The 17,485-nt window shown below is 71.0% G+C and carries 17 protein-coding genes; 7 read left to right on the top strand and 10 right to left on the bottom strand.

The genetic code is table 11. The features are described 5' to 3' along the window. Positions 1 to 247: 247 nt before the first annotated feature. On the bottom strand, positions 248 to 994 hold the full coding sequence (locus tag ACFY01_RS26900; RefSeq protein ID WP_390738303.1) for a hypothetical protein: 747 nt from the start codon (positions 992 to 994) through the stop codon (positions 248 to 250). A gap of 376 nt (positions 995 to 1,370) precedes the next feature. On the opposite strand from ACFY01_RS26900, the gene ACFY01_RS26895 reads away from it, so the two are divergent. The 3 genes from ACFY01_RS26895 to ACFY01_RS26885 are packed head-to-tail and all read left to right on the top strand — an operon-like array spanning position 1,371 to position 4,429. Continuing rightward, positions 1,371 to 2,657, top strand: coding sequence for a magnesium transporter MgtE N-terminal domain-containing protein (locus tag ACFY01_RS26895; protein WP_390738302.1), 1,287 nt, complete (start codon positions 1,371 to 1,373; stop codon positions 2,655 to 2,657). Continuing rightward, positions 2,647 to 3,252 carry a DUF1003 domain-containing protein gene (locus tag ACFY01_RS26890; protein WP_390738301.1) on the top strand — a complete coding sequence of 202 codons (606 nt, stop codon included), beginning with the start codon at positions 2,647 to 2,649 and terminating at the stop codon, positions 3,250 to 3,252. Before ACFY01_RS26895 ends, ACFY01_RS26890 begins: the two co-directional genes overlap by 11 nt. A 43-nt stretch (positions 3,253 to 3,295) precedes the next feature. After that, the gene (locus ACFY01_RS26885; protein WP_390738300.1) at positions 3,296 to 4,429 is read left to right on the top strand and encodes an Mrp/NBP35 family ATP-binding protein; all 1,134 of its coding nucleotides are present in this window, start codon (positions 3,296 to 3,298) and stop codon (positions 4,427 to 4,429) included. Between the two features lie 90 nt (positions 4,430 to 4,519). On the opposite strand, the gene ACFY01_RS26880 is transcribed toward ACFY01_RS26885, so the two are convergent. Continuing rightward, the gene (locus tag ACFY01_RS26880) at positions 4,520 to 4,921 is read right to left on the bottom strand and encodes a hypothetical protein (RefSeq protein WP_390738299.1); all 402 of its coding nucleotides are present in this window, start codon (positions 4,919 to 4,921) and stop codon (positions 4,520 to 4,522) included. A gap of 183 nt (positions 4,922 to 5,104) precedes the next feature. Here ACFY01_RS26880 and ACFY01_RS26875 point away from each other — a divergent pair, with 183 nt between their 5' ends. Beyond that, positions 5,105 to 7,681, top strand: a complete 2,577-nt coding sequence (locus ACFY01_RS26875) for a DUF6185 family protein (protein WP_390738298.1) — start codon at positions 5,105 to 5,107, stop codon at positions 7,679 to 7,681. 72 nt (positions 7,682 to 7,753) lie between these two features. Here ACFY01_RS26875 and ACFY01_RS26870 read toward each other — a convergent pair whose 3' ends face one another. From ACFY01_RS26870 to sigE, 5 genes are all read right to left on the bottom strand, one after another. Next, entirely contained in the window at positions 7,754 to 8,425 is a 672-nt protein-coding gene (locus ACFY01_RS26870; protein ID WP_390738297.1) for a hypothetical protein, read from the bottom strand. A gap of 216 nt (positions 8,426 to 8,641) precedes the next feature. Then, on the bottom strand, positions 8,642 to 9,085 hold the full coding sequence (locus ACFY01_RS26865; protein ID WP_390738296.1) for a sec-independent translocase: 444 nt from the start codon (positions 9,083 to 9,085) through the stop codon (positions 8,642 to 8,644). 203 nt (positions 9,086 to 9,288) lie between these two features. Beyond that, on the bottom strand, positions 9,289 to 11,019 hold the full coding sequence (locus ACFY01_RS26860) for a trypsin-like peptidase domain-containing protein (protein ID WP_390738295.1): 1,731 nt from the start codon (positions 11,017 to 11,019) through the stop codon (positions 9,289 to 9,291). Positions 11,020 to 11,153: 134 nt separating this feature from the next. Next, positions 11,154 to 12,125 carry an anti-sigma factor family protein gene (locus tag ACFY01_RS26855; protein WP_390738294.1) on the bottom strand — a complete coding sequence of 324 codons (972 nt, stop codon included), beginning with the start codon at positions 12,123 to 12,125 and terminating at the stop codon, positions 11,154 to 11,156. Then, positions 12,122 to 12,826 (bottom strand): RNA polymerase sigma factor SigE, encoded by a 705-nt coding sequence (sigE, locus tag ACFY01_RS26850; protein WP_390738567.1) that lies wholly within the window; start codon positions 12,824 to 12,826, stop codon positions 12,122 to 12,124. The genes ACFY01_RS26855 and sigE overlap by 4 nt, the downstream gene beginning before the upstream one ends. 298 nt (positions 12,827 to 13,124) lie before the next feature. Here sigE and ACFY01_RS26845 point away from each other — a divergent pair, with 298 nt between their 5' ends. Continuing rightward, on the top strand, positions 13,125 to 13,757 hold the full coding sequence (locus tag ACFY01_RS26845) for an O-methyltransferase (RefSeq protein WP_390738566.1): 633 nt from the start codon (positions 13,125 to 13,127) through the stop codon (positions 13,755 to 13,757). Positions 13,758 to 13,952: 195 nt separating this feature from the next. Here ACFY01_RS26845 and ACFY01_RS26840 read toward each other — a convergent pair whose 3' ends face one another. Further along, positions 13,953 to 14,120, bottom strand: coding sequence for a DUF3117 domain-containing protein (locus ACFY01_RS26840; RefSeq protein WP_018544333.1), 168 nt, complete (start codon positions 14,118 to 14,120; stop codon positions 13,953 to 13,955). A 375-nt stretch (positions 14,121 to 14,495) separates the two neighbouring features. Here ACFY01_RS26840 and ACFY01_RS26835 point away from each other — a divergent pair, with 375 nt between their 5' ends. Next, positions 14,496 to 15,299, top strand: coding sequence for an enoyl-CoA hydratase/isomerase family protein (locus ACFY01_RS26835; protein WP_390738293.1), 804 nt, complete (start codon positions 14,496 to 14,498; stop codon positions 15,297 to 15,299). Between the two features lie 42 nt (positions 15,300 to 15,341). On the opposite strand, the gene ACFY01_RS26830 is transcribed toward ACFY01_RS26835, so the two are convergent. Next, positions 15,342 to 15,926 carry a DNA-3-methyladenine glycosylase I gene (locus ACFY01_RS26830; RefSeq protein ID WP_390738292.1) on the bottom strand — a complete coding sequence of 195 codons (585 nt, stop codon included), beginning with the start codon at positions 15,924 to 15,926 and terminating at the stop codon, positions 15,342 to 15,344. Next, positions 15,923 to 16,273 (bottom strand): DivIVA domain-containing protein, encoded by a 351-nt coding sequence (locus tag ACFY01_RS26825; RefSeq protein WP_390738291.1) that lies wholly within the window; start codon positions 16,271 to 16,273, stop codon positions 15,923 to 15,925. Before ACFY01_RS26825 ends, ACFY01_RS26830 begins: the two co-directional genes overlap by 4 nt. Positions 16,274 to 16,422: 149 nt before the next feature. Here ACFY01_RS26825 and folP point away from each other — a divergent pair, with 149 nt between their 5' ends. Next, positions 16,423 to 17,283: a dihydropteroate synthase gene (gene folP / locus ACFY01_RS26820; RefSeq protein WP_390738290.1), complete on the top strand. Its 861-nt coding sequence runs from the start codon at positions 16,423 to 16,425 to the stop codon at positions 17,281 to 17,283. Positions 17,284 to 17,485 lie beyond the last annotated feature (202 nt).

Genomic DNA, 17,485 nt, shown 5'->3' with positions numbered 1-17,485 from the left:
GTCCGGCACCGCACGGAGCCACCATCGTGGTTGAGCGCCGTCGCGGCGGATTTCCTCGACCGCGGGTCGAAGAGGGGCGGGCAGGTCGTGCGACCGCGGGACCTGGAAGCCCAGCCGCGCCCCCACCCACCGGCCCAACTGGCCGAACACGCCGGCCTCACCGAGGTGCAGCCGCACCTCACGAGCACCGGCCCGGGAAAGTCCGCCGCGGACGGCGAGCCGCCCGCCCGGCAGCCCCGCGCCGCCCCTAAGACGTCGGCAACTGCTTCCCGTAGTCCACCGTCGATCCCTTGGCCGGTTCGGAGACCGAGAAGTCCTTGCCCCAGTCCGAGAAGCGGAGCGTCCCCGCTCCGCCGGCGCGGGCCAGGCGGAGCGGATACGGCTTGCCCTCGAGGGAGACGTCCAGCGTGCCGCCGGAGCCCTTGTCGCCGGTGATGCGGATGGTGCGAACGCCGGACTGCTCGTAGTGGCCGTCCTTCGCCAGCTCGCCGTGCAGGGTCAGCAGTCCGTCGAGGAGGAGGTCCTTGTCCGTGAAGCCGCTGAACTTCTTGTACGCGGGGTCGCCCGTAGGCACCTTGACGTACTTGCCGTCGAGTTTGCCCGCGGCCGCCGTGTTCCCGTCGCTGCCGTCGGCGTGGTTCCAGAAGTCCGCGCCGGCCTTCAGGTACAGCTGCTCGCCGACCCGCAGCAGCCGGAAGGTCGCCCCCTTCGAGGTGACCGAGCCCGTGCCGCCGTCGTCCTTCAGCCGCATGTCCAGCGTGTACGTGCGCCCGCTGGTGACCACGGTCCCCGACAGCCGCACCGCCCGCGCGGAGCGGGCCACCGTACGCGTCTGCGACTGGATCTTGTCCGGGGCCAGCTTGCCGACCCCGTTCGTGCCCGCGTCCGGATCCTCACCACTGCATCCCGCGAGCGCCGCCCCTGTCACGACCAGTGCGCACGTCGCGCTCAGCAGCGCGGTCCGGCGAGTACGGCCCTGGGGAATCGCAGTCACAGGTGGGGCTGCCTTTCTGACGGATCCTGAGCGGCGTACGGCAGCGTACCGGGGCGCCGGACCACGAGCGGAGCCAGTCCGTCCGGACCGCCCACCAGCGCGTCCGCCATCGGGACGGGCTAGCCTGAACCCCACCGAGCGGGCAATTCGGAACAAGGGGTCCTCGCACCAGGAGCGCCCGGTGAGGTCGCGTGGTCTGGTGCCGTGCATCGCAAGGCGCCGGAGCGCCCTCGTGGCGGAGCCACGTGGGCGTTTCGGCAACGCCGCGAGGTGCGGTGCCAGGCCGCGCGGCCCGGGCGGGCCTGGTGCGAGGACCCCTCAGGAGCGCATCCAGCGCCACAGCCCGAAGCACGCCGTAAGTAAAGGAAGCACAGCCATGGCAGCCGGCGTCCCCCGCATCTTCGTCTCGCACCTCGCCGGTATCCCTGTCTTCGATCCGACCGGCGACCAGGTGGGCCGCGTCCGCGACCTGGTCGTCATGCTGCGCGTCCGACGACGCCCCCCGAGGCTGCTCGGGCTGGTCGTCGAACTGACCACCAGGCGCCGCATCTTCCTGCCCATGACCCGGGTGACGAGCATCGAGTCCGGACAGGTCATCTCCACCGGCGTCCTCAACGTCCGCCGCTTCGAGCAGCGGCCCACCGAGCGCCTCGTCTTCGGGGAACTACTCGACCGGCGCGTCAAGCTCGTCGAGACCGACGAGGAGGTGACCGTCCTGGACCTGGCGGTGCAGCAGCTGCCGGCCCGCCGGGACTGGGAGGTCGACCGGGTCTTCGTGCGCAAGGGCAGAAAGGCCGGCGCCTTCCGGCGGGCGAAGGGCGAGACGCTGACCGTGGAGTGGTCCGCCGTCACCGGCTTCTCCCTGGAGGAGCAGGGGCAGGGCGCCGAGAGCCTGCTCGCCACCTTCGAGCAGCTGCGCCCCGCCGACCTGGCCAACGTGCTGCACCACCTCTCCGCCAAGCGGCGCGCCGAGGTCGCCGCCGCCCTCGACGACGACCGGCTCGCCGACGTCCTGGAGGAGCTGCCGGAGGACGACCAGATCGAGATCCTCGGCAAACTGAAGGAGGAGCGCGCGGCGGACGTCCTGGAGGCCATGGACCCCGACGACGCGGCCGACCTGCTCGCCGAGCTGCCCGAGGAGGACCAGGAGCGGCTGCTGAGCCTGATGCAGCCCGGCGACGCGGCGGACATGCGGCGCCTGATGTCGTACGAGGAGCACACCGCGGGCGGTCTGATGACCACCGAGCCGATCGTGCTGCGGCCGGACGCCACCGTCGCCGACGCGCTCGCCCGGGTCCGCAACCCCGACCTGTCCCCCGCCCTCGCCGCCCAGGTCTACGTCTGCCGCCCGCCCGACGAGACCCCGACCGGCAAGTACCTCGGCACGGTCCACTTCCAGCGCCTGCTGCGGGACCCCCCGTACACCCTGGTCAGCTCGCTCGTCGACGACGACCTGCAAACGCTCGACCCGGACGCCGCGCTGCCCGTCGTCGCCGGGTTCTTCGCCACGTACGACATGGTCGCGGCGCCCGTCGTCGACGAGGCCGGGGCGCTGCTGGGGGCGGTCACCGTGGACGACGTGCTGGACCACATGCTGCCGGACGACTGGCGGGAGACGGAGTTCCACCTGGAGGACGAGGAGGTGGAAGCGCATGGCTCCTGAGCGTGAGACCGGCGTCCGTGAGCGCACCCCGGCGGGGGCCACCGCCGCCGCCCGGCCGCGCGCCCCCCGCCTCGACCAGCCGCGCCCGCCCCGGCGCCGGTTCCTGCCCGAATGGGATCCGGAGGCCTTCGGACGGCTCTCGGAGAAGATCGCCCGCTTCCTGGGCACGGGACGCTTCATCGTCTGGATGACGGTCGTCATCATCCTGTGGGTGGTGTGGAACATCGCCGCGCCGGTGTCCCTGCGTTTCGACCAGTACCCGTTCATCTTCCTGACCCTGATGCTGTCGCTCCAGGCCTCCTACGCGGCCCCGCTGATCCTGCTCGCGCAGAACCGGCAGGACGACCGCGACCGGGTCAATCTCGAACAGGACCGCAAGCAGAACGAGCGGTCGATCGCGGACACCGAGTACCTGACACGTGAGATCGCCGCGCTGCGGACCGGCCTGGGCGAGGTGGCGACCCGGGACTGGATGCGCTCCGAGCTCCAGGACCTGGTGAAGGAGATCGAGGACCGGCGGCGCCACGACGGGCACGTCGTATTCCCGACAGAGCGGTCGGAACGGTCACCGGGACGTGACGCAGACGACCGCTGAGGGGCTACCCGCAGGCCCCTCCGGGCGCCGTACCATCGTCCTTATGGCAACGGAAGACGCGGTGCGCGAGGCACTGGCGACGGTGAACGACCCCGAGATCAACCGACCCATCACCGAACTGGGGATGGTCAAATCGGTGGAGATCGGCGCGGACGGGGCGGTCGCGGTCACGGTGTACCTGACGGTCTCCGGCTGCCCGATGCGCGAGACGATCACGCAGCGGGTCACCGAGGCGGTCTCCCGGGTCGAGGGCGTCACCCGGGTCGACGTCACGCTCGACGTGATGAGCGACGAGCAGCGGCGCGAGCTGGCGACCGCCCTGCGCGGCGGCCAGACCGAGCGCGAGGTCCCCTTCGCCAAGCCCGGCAACCTGACCCGTGTCTACGCGGTCGCCTCCGGCAAGGGCGGCGTGGGCAAGTCCTCGGTGACGGTGAACCTCGCGGCGGCGATGGCGGCCGACGGTCTCAAGGTGGGCGTGGTCGACGCCGACATCTACGGCCACTCGGTGCCGCGCATGCTGGGCGCCGACGGCCGCCCGACCCAGGTCGAGAACATGATCATGCCGCCGTCCGCGAACGGCGTGAAGGTCATCTCCATCGGCATGTTCACCCCGGGCAACGCGCCGGTCGTCTGGCGCGGCCCGATGCTCCACCGCGCCCTCCAGCAGTTCCTCGCGGACGTCTACTGGGGCGACCTCGACGTCCTGCTCCTGGACCTGCCGCCCGGCACCGGTGACATCGCCATCTCGGTGGCCCAGCTGATCCCGAACGCCGAGATCCTCGTCGTCACGACCCCCCAGCAGGCGGCGGCCGAGGTCGCCGAGCGCGCGGGCTCCATCGCCGTCCAGACCCACCAGAAGATCGTCGGCGTCGTCGAGAACATGTCCGGGCTGCCCTGCCCGCACTGCGGCGAGATGGTCGACGTCTTCGGCACGGGCGGCGGCCAGCTGGTCGCCGACGGCCTCACCCGCACCACGGGTACGACCGTCCCGGTCCTCGGCAACATCCCCATCGACGTCCGCCTCCGCGAGGGCGGCGACGAGGGCAAGCCGGTCGTCCTCACCGACCCGGACTCCCCGGCGGGTTCCGCACTCCGGTCGATCGCGGGGAAGCTCGGGGGCAGGCAGCGGGGGCTTTCGGGGCTGTCGCTGGGGATCACGCCGAAGAACAAGTTCTAGGGCTTCGTTCCAGGTCCTCCTACGGCGAGGGGGCCGCCGTCCTTCACGGACGGCGGCCCCCTCGCCGTATGCCTTCCGCTGCGGTCGCGGTCACTGGTCCCGCTGCTCGGCCTCGCGCCCGGGGCACAGATCGAGCGGCGTGCACAGCTGGATCACACGGTAGGAGCCTCCCTGGGCCCCCGCGGCCGGCCCGGCCTCCTCATGCGGCACGAACCGCCACTGAGAGGCCTTGGTGTGCCGTGTCCTGTCCGCCTTCTCCACGTGCGAGTGGAGCGTGCGGGCCCGGGGGTCGTTCGTCTCCACCAGCACCTCGTCCGCGGCGACCGGGAAATGGTCGTGCAGGAGGCACAGGCCGAAGCGGTTCAGGTTTCCGTGTTTCTCCAGCACCGCCACCACGTCCCGAACGAATTCCGCGTCCTCGGCTCCCAGCCCCTCGGCTTCCTCGAAGCGGGGCAGTGGATTCCTTGAAACGGTCGCTTCTGCGTCGGTCATGGTTCCTCCGTCAAACGGCTGACGGTCACCGGACGTTTCCATTCTCGGGCCGTGATCGTACTCGCGCAAATGCCACGGGCAGCATCCGATGGAGTGGGCGTTCGAGCTCGTGCTGTGTGTCAGCGCATGACATGTACAACACCCTGCCTAAATTCGCCGGGGACAGGGAGAGGTGTGGGCGCGATGAGGAAGACCCGGTGGTTCTGGCGGTTTCTGCTGCTTGTCGTCCTGACGGTCTCGGGGTGGGGGTGCGGGACCGCACAGGCCGAGGTGAAGGTTCGGGACGGTTGTCGGTCGGACCTTCTCGGTACCAGCCAGGTCACCGCGCACATCCGGTTCGAGGAACACCCTCCGGCTTCTCCCATGGCCACTTCGGACATAGAGATCGAGGTACCGAAGACATGGCCGTTGGCCAGACACCTGACATACAGCGAGGATTCCGAGCGCTATCGAAAAGCGATGGGGTGTCTGCTGCGGAAACAACGCAACCCTGGCACACAGAACGAGTGGCGCCCGCACGATCCTCTGGTGAATGCCAGAAACGACACCGTGAAGGTGAGCTACACCGCGTTCAACACGATCGACACCAGCAACACCGGTGTCAAGAACATCCGAGTCGGCCCCTGGGTGATCGAGAAAGCAGGCGGAAAGAAGTGGCATGTCCTCCTCCAGCCGCCCGCGCTTCAGAACATTCGCTGGAAATTGATCGACGCCAAGCTCAGCGACCTCAACTTCGATGACCTGTCCGGCCGGGCGTCGTCCGCCAGCTCGAACAGCCTGGCATGGAGCAATCAGTTCCCCAGTAGCGTCCGAATCGACGTCGACCTTCCCTGGCAACGTTCCCTGGCACTGAGTCTCACCGGGTCGGGATCACCGCTGTGGAGTTCAGCGGCCATCGCCTCGTGGTGGGTGTGTGCCTCGGCCGTGATCGCCCTGGCCGCACTCCGTGCCCAGCGGACACAGCCGGCCAACGGGCGGCGGGCGCCTCAGCAGCCCCCGCGGGGACGGGCGCTCACGCAGACACTGGTGTACTGGACGCTGCTCAATGTGGCAGTGGCCGTGACACTGCTACTGCTCATTCAACTGCCCGGCATCTCAGCCCGGTGGCACGCCCTGATCTGCATCCCAGCGGGCTGGGCCCTGGTCCTCGCCGCCTGCCCCTGGAACCGTGCCGCGTCTCCTGGCGTCGTGCCCGACGAACCCTCCGAATCGACAGGTCTGCGACGCCGTCCGGCTCGCGTCGTCATCGCAACCGCTTCTTCGGTGGCGGGCATTGGCTTTCTGGTGGTACTGGCCCATGACCTCTTCGGGCTGCCCGAGAGCCTGGAACCGAGCACAGCGGCTCCCCTGGGTCGCTGCGCACTCGTCCTGCTGGGCCTTGCGACCATGTGGCTGTGGCTGGCTGCGATGACCGCCTGGGCATGGCGTTTCGCCCAGGAAGGCGGACTGGTACGCGCTCGCTGGGGCGCCGAGTGGGACAGGTCGCCGGGACGATGCGTCGCTGCCGTCGGGGCCGTGCTGGTGGCCGCCGCAGGTGTCTTGCTCACATGCCTGTGGTGGACGACGCAACGTCAGTGGGAGCGCAGCACTTGGTTGACCGAGCGAGCGAATTCGGCTAATTACGAGAAGCAGGTGAACAAGGTACTGGCGAACTTCGCCTTTACCGACCTCACATGGGTCTTCGCCTACAGCTGGGTTTTGACCGGTATTGCGTTGGTGGCTCTGCTGCACTTTCGCGCTCGTCAGCTACCACGTTCCCCGCGTGGACGCGCATACTTTTCCATTGGGCCGAGCAACTCCGATCTTCTACTGATCGTCTCGGCGTTCTCCTTGTTCGTGGGTATCAGGGCCGCCATTTTCTCGGGTTTCAGAGCACTGAACGGCGCCTGGCTGGTGTTGAGCGTATTCACCCTGTATATCGCCCTGACCGCGGGGCGACGGTATTCGACACTCAACCGGCTGGGAGACACCTTCTGCGCGCAGAGACTGAACAGCAAGAGATGTAGACGGGAACTGATGCAGAAAGCCCACGAGTACCGCCACCTGAACCACCAGATGTACTTGCTGGACCAGGGGCGCGCCGGCGGTGTCACCTGCGAACAACTGGAGGAGAGGCTGCACGGGCTACACCAGTGGCTGGTCGCGGGATGCAGGGGAACGAGCCCACCGGATCAAGTTTCCGTGCTGGACGTCGCACTGACCCTGGGCCCAGACGCACATTGGTGGGACAATGCGCTCCGCGCGGCGCGGCTGGCATTCTTTTTCGGTGTCCCGGCCAGTGGCGCCCTCACCTATTACGAAGTGCAGGACACGATGGAACAATTGCTGTTCTACAGCAGTCCCACCAGCCTTCCCCAATTCTTCGCTAATTTCATCGTGTACCAGCTGGCATGGGCGGTCGCCGGTTTCACCCTCGGCGCCCTCTGGCGCCTGCTGCCCGGACGTCAGGGTCCCCTGCGCGCTTGGAGCCTCACAGCCGCCTACGGCGGTCCCATCTGTGTGGGCTTTCTACTCATTGGCATCACTCGCACCGACCCCGGTACGTTCCTGCTGTACATGGTGCTCCTGCTGTCCGTCCTGACGCTCACCAGCATCTGGATGGACATGGCGACGTTTCGGGAAGAACGGCAGTACTGGCCCAGCCGCTCCGCCCTGTTGCTGTCGATCTACCAGATGCGGGGCTTTTCCAGTCAGATCGCCTGGATCCTCGTACAGTTCACGGCTGTCGTGGGCATCTGGTACAACCTGAACCGCCATTAGGACGTCCGACGGGTCCAGATGCCGCTCGGCACCCGGACCCGGCCCGGTGAAGACGGTGAACCGGACGGCTCACTAGGCGTACGCCGCGATGTCCTTCACCACCGCGAAGCCCAGCCCGTACGCGCTCATCCCCCTGCCGTACGCGCCCAGGTGGACGCCCGCCTCGGTGGAGCCGGCGAGCACCCAGCCGAACTCCGACTCGCGGTAGTGGAAGGGGGCGGGCACGCCGTCCACGGGCAGGGACAGGGTGGACCACTCGGGGCCGGAGAGGTCGTCGGCGAGGGCCCACGCGGTCTCCGTCTGCTGTTCCAGCCAGTCGTCGCGCAGGCTGTGGTCCATCTGGCCGGGCCAGGTGAAGGACAGCAGGCCCACACCGGCCAGCCAGGCCGCCGAGGAGACCGACGTGGCCTCCAACAGCCCCGTGCCGTCGGCGCTCCGCCGGGACGGATTCGCGGCGACGGTGACGACGACCGCGAACTTCTCCCTCGGCTCGTCCCCGGACGCGGCGGTGTGCTCGTTGCGTACGGAGGGTTCGTCGCCATGCCCGATCGACCCGTGCTCGACGGCGCCATCGGCCGCCATACCGACCTGCATCAGCCGGCGCGGACCCGTGAACGCCTCGTCGAGGCCGTACCAAGGGAAGGGCGCCAGCAGGTAGCCGTCGACCGTGCGCCGGGCGGAGGCGAACCGCTGTCCGCCCTCCGCGGCCGGCGCCTGCGCGACTGACCGACTTGTCGTCTCCATGTGCCCGGACGCCTCCTAGCTCTCGTCGGACCGGGGCGGCCCGCCCCCCTTCGGACGTACTCGCCCGGTCCGCACAACAACTCGGCAGCATATCCACACTGCTGAGCGAGGATGGGGAGCCGCCCGGCGCGTAGGTCGCGCAGCGGGCGGTTCGTGCCGCGCACGGGCGCGTGCGGGGTAGTGAGACGCGTCACGAACCGTGCAGGCGTACGAGGCTCAGGTGGCGTCCGCGTCGAAGGGCGGGCGGTCGTCCTTGCCGGAGTCCTCCGGCTTCTTCGTCATGTCGACACGGCCGCCGGAGGAGCCGACGGAGCCCGATGAGCCGGAGGCTTCGCTCTCGCGGCTGTTGACCGCGTCGGTGACCTCGGCCATCTCCTTCTTCAGGTCGAAGCCGTTGCGGATCTCCTTGAGCCCCAGTTCGTCGTTGTCCAGGTGCTTGCGGACGAACGTCTTGGGGTTGAGGTCCTCGAACTCGAAGTCCTTGAACTCGGGGCCCAGTTCCTGCCGGATGTCCTGCTTGGCGCTCTCGGAGAACTCACGGATCTTCCGGATCGTACGCGTGACGTCCTGGATGACCTTCGGGAGCTTGTCCGGACCGAAGACGAGCACGGCGAGCACGACGATCGTCACCAGCTCGAGTGGTCCTATGTCATTGAACACCTGAAGCTCCTCGCGATGTCCTCGGTCCTCGGCCCTCAGCGGTCTGCGGTGCGGGTCTTCCGTGGTCCGGGCCGGTCCCACGGTACCCGGCGTACCTGTCCGACCGGTACCTTGCCGAGGCGCGCGACCGGGTGCGGGCGGCCGGTTTTCCGGGTTGTTTGCCTAGTCGGGCCATGGGTCCGGCCCTTGCTATGGGGTTTCTGTCAGTTGCTGTCGGACGATCCCAGTACGAGGGAGACCTCCCGCGTGCGGCTGTCGCGCCGGACGGTGAGCCGCAGGTGGTCGCCGGGACGGTGCGCACGGGTCCTGATGATCAGCTCGTCGCCGGAGTGGACGGCCTTGCCGTCGATCGCGGTGATGACGTCGCCCGCCTTGAGGCCGGCCCGGTCACCGGGGCCGCCCACGGTGACCGCGGGGCCGCCGTTGCCGCCCTTGGTGCCGATGCGGGCGCCGTCGCCGGCGTAGTCCATGTCCAGGGTCACGCCGATCACCGGGTGGGTCGCCTTCCCCGTGTTGATCAGCTCCTCGGCGACGCGTCGGGCCTGGTTGACGGGGATGGCGAAGCCGAGGCCTATGGAGCCGGCCCGGCCGTCGCCGGAGTCCGAGCCGCTGTCGGCGGAGCGGATGGCCGAGTTGATGCCGACGACCCGGGCCCGTGAGTCGAGCAGGGGTCCGCCGGAGTTGCCGGGGTTGATCGGGGCGTCGGTCTGGAGCGCGTCGACGTACGACACGTCGCTGCCGTCCCCCCGCTTGCCACCCGCCGTGATGGGCCGTTCCGTGGCGCTGATGATGCCGGAGGTCACGGTGCCCGCGAGGTCGAAGGGGGCGCCGATGGCGACGACGGGGTCGCCCACCCGGACGTTGTCGGAGTTGCCGAGGGGCAGGGGCGTGAGCCCGTGTACGCCGCTGACCTGGACGACGGCCAGGTCGTAGCCGGTGTCCCGGCCGACGATCCGGGCCCCGGCGGTGTCGCCGCCGCTGAAGGTCACCGTGATGTCGCCGTCGGCCGCGGCGGGCTCGACGACATGGTTGTTGGTGAGGATGTGGCCGCGTGTGTCCAGGACGAAGCCGGTGCCGGTGGCCTGCTCGTCGCCGCTCTTGACATGCAGCGTGACGACACTGGGCAGCGCGCGGGCGGCGATCCCGGCCACGCTGTCCGCGGGGCGCCCGGCGGGCTCCTTCCCGGCCTGCGGCAGCGTGATGGTCCCGATCCCGCCTTCGCGCTCCAGATACGCGCCCACGGCACCTCCTACGCCCCCGGATACCAGCGCGAGCGCAACCGCTCCGCCCACGAGGATCCGCCTGGCCCGCCCGCGCCGCTCCCGCACCGTCGGCACGGCGGCACCGGTCTGCTGGAGTGGGGCGTGGGCCGGTGCCGAGGTCGATGCCGAGGCCGGAGCCGCCCAGGGGTCGTAGCGGTGCCACGGGTCGGCGGGCGGCGGGGTGGCCGGGTCGGGGGCGGGGGCCGGTGCGGCGGGCGCGATGTGCGGGGGTTCGAGCCGCGTGGTTGCCGGGGGTACGGCGAGCGGCGGCTCCGCGGGCACCGGAAACGCCGTGCCCTGGGCCGGTGTCGCCGCCGGGTGCTGGACCGGCGGGGCAGGCGCCCACGGGCCCGGCCGGCCGTACGGCGGGGTGCCGTACGGGTCCGGGTCGTGCAGGGGCTTGGGGCGGTCGGCGGGCGAGGGGGCCGGGGCAGCCGCCACGGGCGCCTCGGACCCGGTCACCGCCTCCCGCTCCCTGACAACCGGCTCACCGACAACCGGCTCACCGGCAGCCGGAGTCGACGGACCGGCCAGTTCGAAGTCGTCCCCGGCCGGATCGCCAGGGGCCGTCGCCGGCCGCGCCAGCTCGAAGTCGCCGTCGGCCCCCGCGCCGCCCGGCGTGGGCTCGGCCTCCCCGGTCTCCCCCGGCCGGACCCCGTTCCCCTCGTTCATGTTCTCCCCACGGCTCGCCGCGGCCCGGCACGTCGATGCCGGCCGCGGATCGTCGATTCCGCGCCCCGGACTGCACCGCGGGCGCGGCCCACACAGGATTCAACCAGGTGTGCGGGCCGGGGCGCAGAGGCCGGTCAGGGGGCGAAGCGTGAAGCGGGACGTGCGGAGGGGGACACTGCGGGCGCGGACGTCGGGTCCGGGACCGGCACGGCGAGCCGCCCGGCGCCGGTGGCATCGGGCGCCGAGGACCACGAGGTGAGGGCGAACGGCGGGGGCGGAGCGAGCGGACGTATCAGCGGGGACATGACGGCCGCACCGACCACCACCGGTGTGGTCAGGGTGACCTCCCGGTCCCGGCCGGTGATGGACGACGGTTGTCCGGGCAGCAGCGGCGCGGACACCGAGGTCGGCGCCGTCGGCGTCGCCAGCCGCGTGCTCTGCGCCAGCATCGGCGCGTTCGTGCGGCGGCGCTGGTTCTCGGGTGCCGACGTCGCTCCCGTGCCCGTCGTGCGGGCCGGGGCCACGCTGCCGCCGCCGGATCCGCCACGGGCGTCGGCGGTCGGATCGGTGGGGAAGCCGGCGGTCACGCCGCCCAGCGCGACCGCGGCCAGCGACACCGCCCCGGCGGCGACGAACGCGAAGCGCCTCCCGCGCGAGGCCGAGCGGTCGGTGTCCGGGCGGCCGACGGGGTGGATGCGGAAACCGCGGTCGGCGGGCTCGGAGGCGTGCGGGCCCGCCGGCACGTAACCGAACTCGAAAGGCTCGCTCCGGCTCACGCCGAAGACCCCGGTGCCGGAGGATGGTCCGGGGAATCCGCCCCCGCCCAGCGGCGTACCACCGCCGTCCGGGTCACCTCCTCCGGGGAGTCCCTGGAGGCGGGCCAGGAAGCTCTCGGAGGGCGGCGGAGGGGCCGCCTCCGCGAACACGTTCTTCAGTCGGCGCTGGGCGTCCGCCTCCGCCTTGCACCGGGCACAGGTGGCCAGGTGGGCCAGGACACGCTCACGCGACTCATGACCGAGCTCTCCGTCGACCAGGGCGGAGAGTCGGTCTCCCAGGTGCTGCTCTGCCAGTTGCCCCTCAGCAGGTTTCGGCCGTGATCCACTCACGCGGTCGCGCTCCCTCCCCCCAGGACGGGGACGCGGGCCACGAAGGAGCGCCGCCCGGCCGGCCGGGCCTGGGGCGCGCGGTGCGCCAGCGCCTTGCGGAGCTGGGAGCGGCCGCGGTGGATACGGGAGCGGACCGTGCCGAGCTTCACGCCGAGGGTCGCGGCGATCTCCTCGTACGACAGCCCTTCGATGTCGCACAGGACGACCGCGGCGCGGAACTCCGGCGCGAGGGTGTCCAGGGCCTGCTGGACGTCCGCGTCGAAGTGCGCGTCGTTGAAGGCCTGCTGCGGGGTCGGCTCCTTGCTGGGCAGCCGCTCGGCCGCGTCCTCGCCGAGGGCGTCGAAGCGGATGCGCTGCTTGCGCCGGACCATGTCCAGGAAGAGGTTGGTGGTGATGCGGTGCAGCCAGCCCTCGAAGGTGCCCGGCGAGTACGTCGACAGGGAGCGGAAGACGCGGACGAAGACCTCCTGGGTGAGGTCCTCGGCGTCGTGCTGGTTGCCCGTGAGACGGTACGCGAGCCGGTATACCCGGCCGCTGTGCGTGCTGACGATCTCCTCCCAGGTGGGCGGAGTCCACGCCTGCCCGTCCGCGTCGGTGGAGAAGGTCGCGGTCTGGGCGACGTCGGCCGTGTGGCCGTGGTCGGCAGCGGTGTCGTTCACGGATTTCGGCCTGCCCGCCGATCCGAGGAAGCGCCGTAGCACTCCTCCCCGATCCACAGGCGCGGCCGCACCTCCCCTGTCGGCTCTGGTGGTGTCCAGTGGAGCCCCTACCATAGCCACCTCGCCCGTTAGCTCCGGATAAGCGGTTTTACGAGAATTTGATCTGGGCTGATACGGCTCATACGGCTGCGTCAGCACTTGCTCGTCGCTCTGATCCACCTCTTACCCCCCGTCGGGTCCCGCGCCACTCGCTCATCCCTTTAAACGCCCGGTCCCATCTGCGGGTTCCCGGGGCAACGGATACAGTCACGCCCAGGCAACCACGGGACAGGAGAGGGTCATTACCGGCAACCGGCAGACGAGCTGGGCGTTCGCCGACGCCTTTGTCGCCGAGGAGGACGCGCTGCTCTGGGCCCGTGACCGGGCCCGGGAGGCCGGGCTGCGCTCGGTGTCGCCCGGCACGGGCGCCGCGCTGCGGTTGCTCGCCGCCACCGTGGACGCCAAGGCGGTCGCGGAGATCGGGACCGGTACCGGCGTCTCCGGGATCCACCTGCTGCACGGGATGCGGCCCGACGGGGTGCTGACCACCGTGGATCCGGAGCCGGAGCACCAGCAGTTCGCCCGGCAGGCGTTCCGTGCCTGCGGCTTCGCCAGCAACCGCGCCCGCTTCATCCCCGGCCCCGCCCTGGACGTACTGCCCCGCCTCGCGGACGCCGGCTACGACCTGGTCTTCTGCGACGGCGACCGCCTCGAGTACCTCGACTACCTCGCTGAATCGTTGCGCCTGCTGCGTCCGGGCGGCGTGGTGGTCTTCGAGGGCGTCTTCGGCAACGGCCGGACGGTGGACTCGGGACCGCAGCCCACCGAGGTGCTGCGCCTGCGGGAGCTGCTGCGCACGGTCCGGGAGAGCCAGGAACTGGTGCCGTCCCTGCTGCCGGTGGGCGACGGGCTGTTGTGCGCGGTCAAGCGATGAGCGGTCATGCAGTGTGCGGCCAGAGTGGTCACGCGGTGGGCGGCCTGTGCGCCGGCCGTTGCGGGCTCTCGGGCGTCCGGGGGGCGTGAAGGCTGTGCGGGCGGGTACGCGAGGGTCGGGGTAGATCCGGGGAACACGGCTGCCCCGGCACCGGGGCGGTGTCGGGGCAGCCGGAAGAACAGGGTCGCTCGCGCGTCAGACGACGACCTTCTTGAGGGCGTCGCCGAGCGCCTCGGCCTCGTCGGGGGTCAGCTCGACGACGAGCCGACCGCCGCCTTCGAGCGGAACGCGCATGACGATGCCCCGCCCCTCCTTGGTCACCTCGAGCGGGCCGTCACCCGTCCGCGGCTTCATGGCCGCCATGCTCGTTCCCCTTCCTGAAACCCAGCTCATCGTCAGCCGACGGCCCTGGGAGGGCACGCGCGGTCCGGCAGGACACGCGACACCGGCGTCGAACACATTGCTTCCAAGCCATTATCCCGCATCCCAGGACCCGATGACCAACATCGGTAGGCATCGCTTGGGCAACGCGCGCGAGCAAAACCACTCAATTCGGGGATGTGACTGCGATACTGCGCACCCCCACGGTCCTTCCGCCCGCCGGATGCGGACCGGCTTTCTTTGACGCAGGTCACACGTCCGGTCCGGTACGCCGACGATGATCTCGGCCATGCTGTCCTTCAGACACGCGACGTACCGAGCGGTACGTCCAGCCGCGACACCAAAAGGGGATACGCCATGGCCGACACCGTGCTCTACGAGGTCAGCGACGGGCTCGCGACGATCACGCTGAACCGCCCCGAGGCGATGAACGCGCTGAACATCGCGACCAAGGTCGCCCTCCGGGACGCGGCACTGGCAGCGGCCTCCGACGACGCCGTACGGGCGGTGCTGCTGACCGCGGCCGGGGACCGGGCGTTCTGCGTGGGGCAGGACCTCAAGGAGCACATCGGGCTGCTGGCCGCCGACCGGGAGACCGGGGCGGGGCACACGATGAGCACCGTACGGGAGCACTACAACCCGATCGTGCGGGCGCTGGCCGAGGCGCCCAAGCCGGTGGTCGCGGCGGTCAACGGCGTCGCGGCGGGGGCGGGCTTCGGCTTCGCGCTCGCGGCCGACTACCGGCTGGTCGCGGACACGGCGGCCTTCAACACGTCCTTCGCGGGCGTGGCCCTGACCGCCGACTCCGGCATCTCCTGGACGCTGCCGCGCGTCGTCGGCCCGGGCCGGGCGGCCGACCTGCTGCTCTTCCCGCGCAGCATCACCGCGCAGGAGGCGTACGAGCTGGGGATCGCCAACCGTCTCGTGCCCGCCGGTGAGCTGCGGGCCGAGGCGGAGAAGGTGGCGCGAGCCCTGGCCGAGGGGCCGACCGTGGCGTACGCGGCGCTCAAGGAGGCCGTGGCGTACGGACTCACCCACTCCCTCTCGGAGACCCTCGAGAAGGAGGACGAGCTCCAGACGCGGGCGGGACAGTCCGAGGACCACGGGATCGCGGTGCAGGCCTTCGTGAACAAGGAGCGGCCGAAGTACCTGGGACGGTGAGCTCCGGGTGCCTGGGCGGTCCCGGCGGGGCCGGTGAGCCGCTCAGGCCCGTCTCGCCACGCACTCCTGGAGGTGGTCGTCCACCAGGCCGCACGCCTGCATCAGGGCGTACGCCGTCGTCGGGCCGACGAAGCGCAGGCCCCGCTTCTTCAGCGCCTTGGACAGGGCCGTCGACTCCGGGGTGACCGGCGGGACGTCGGACAGGGTCTTCGGGACGGGCCGGCCGGCCGGGTCCGGCGCGTGGGACCAGATCAGCTCGTCCAGCTCGCCCGGGGACCAGTCGGCGAGCACGCGCGCGTTGGCGAGCGTCGCGTCGATCTTGGCGCGGTTGCGGATGATGCCGGCGTCGGCGAGGAGGCGTTCGCGGTCCTCGTCGGTGAAGGCGGCCACCGCGGCGATCTTGAAGTCGGCGAACGCGGCACGGAAACCGGGGCGGCGGCGCAGGATCGTGATCCACGACAGGCCCGACTGGAAGGCCTCCAGGCTGAGGCGCTCGTAGAGGGCGTCGTCGCCGTGGACCGGGCGGCCCCACTCCTCGTCGTGGTACGTCACGTACTCCGCGGCGGACAGGGCCCAGGGGCAGCGCAGTACGCCGTCCGGGCCGGCGAGGGCGGTGCCGTCGCTCACTGCTGTCCCTCCTGGGCGGGCTTGTCGGCCGGGGCGTGGGCCGCGGCCCGGGCACCGGCCAGCGCGGACGTCAGTTCGGCGATACGGGCGTCCCGCTCGGCGAGTTCGGCGCCGAGGCGGCCGAGCGCGTCGTCCACGTCGGCCATGCGGTAGCCGCGCGGGGCGAGCGGGAAGCGGAGGCTCTCCACGTCCGCGTGGCCGACCGGGCGGTCCGGCGGCAACCGGTCCTCCAGGCGCTCCGGCGCGACCTCGGGCAGCGGACCGCTCTCGCCGCCGCCCACCACGGCGAGTGTCACCGCGGCGACCACGACGGCGAGCGCGACGACCAGGAACAAGAACATAACCATCGCTTAGGGTCCCCACGCTCGGTGTGCTCGGTGTGCCCGGTGTCGAACACCGGATGCTGAAGTGTCTGGGTCCGATCGTGCCATGCGACGCTGACAGTCAGGGTCGCAGGCGGCCGTTGACCGGTATGTACTAGGAGAGGTCACAGGGGATGCTCAGGCTGGGCAGGCGGGAATTCGGGCCGCACGAGCCGGTGGTCATGGCGATCGTGAACCGGACCCCGGACTCCTTCTACGACCAGGGGGCCACGTTCCGGGACGAACCGGCCCTCGCGCGCGTGGAGCAGGCGGTGGCCGAGGGAGCCGCGATCATCGACGTCGGCGGGGTGAAGGCCGGGCCCGGCGAGGAGGTGTCGGCGGCGGAGGAGGCGCGGCGGACGGTCGGCTTCGTGGCGGAGGTACGGCGACGCTTCCCGGACGTGATCATCAGCGTGGACACCTGGCGGGCCGAGGTCGGGGAGGCGGTCTGCGAGGCCGGGGCGGATCTGCTGAACGACGCGTGGGGCGGGGTGGACCCGCAGCTGGCGGAGGTCGCCGCGCGGTACGGGGTGGGGCTGGTGTGCACGCACGCGGGGGGTGCCGAGCCGCGTACGCGGCCGCACCGGGTGACGTACGACGACGTCATGGCGGACATTCTGCGGGTGACGGTGGGCCTGGCCGAGCGGGCGGTCGCGCTGGGGGTGCCGCGGGAGTCGGTGCTGATCGATCCCGGACATGACTTCGGTAAGAACACGCGGCACAGTCTGGAGGCGACGCGGCGGCTCGGGGAGATGGTCGCCACGGGGTGGCCCGTGCTGGTGTCGCTGTCGAACAAGGACTTCGTCGGGGAGACGTTGGACCGGCCGGTCAAGGAGCGGGTGGTGGGGACGCTGGCCACGACTGCCGTGTCGGCGTGGTTGGGGGCGCAGGTGTATCGGGTGCACGAGGTGGCGGAGACGCGGCAGGTCCTTGACATGGTGGCGTCCATCGCGGGGCACCGGCCGCCGGCGGTGGCCCGGCGGGGGCTGGCCTGACCTTTTCCTCGCCCCCGCCGCCCCTACCCGTTCCCATCCCCAGGGGCGCCGCCCCTTCGCCCCCGCCAGGGGGCTGCGCTCCCAGCTGCCCCGCACGGGTGGTGGGTGGACGTATGCCCCGGGGGTGGGGGGGGGGGGGGGGCCGCCGCCCGCGCGCGCGGGGGCCGGGCCGCGGGCGCGCCCGGCCCCCCGCGCCGCCGCC

The organism is Streptomyces sp. NPDC001480 (genome assembly GCF_042894725.1).
Taxonomy (GTDB): Bacteria; Actinomycetota; Actinomycetes; order Streptomycetales; family Streptomycetaceae; genus Streptomyces.
This window is presented reverse-complemented; position numbering and strand designations above follow the sequence as displayed.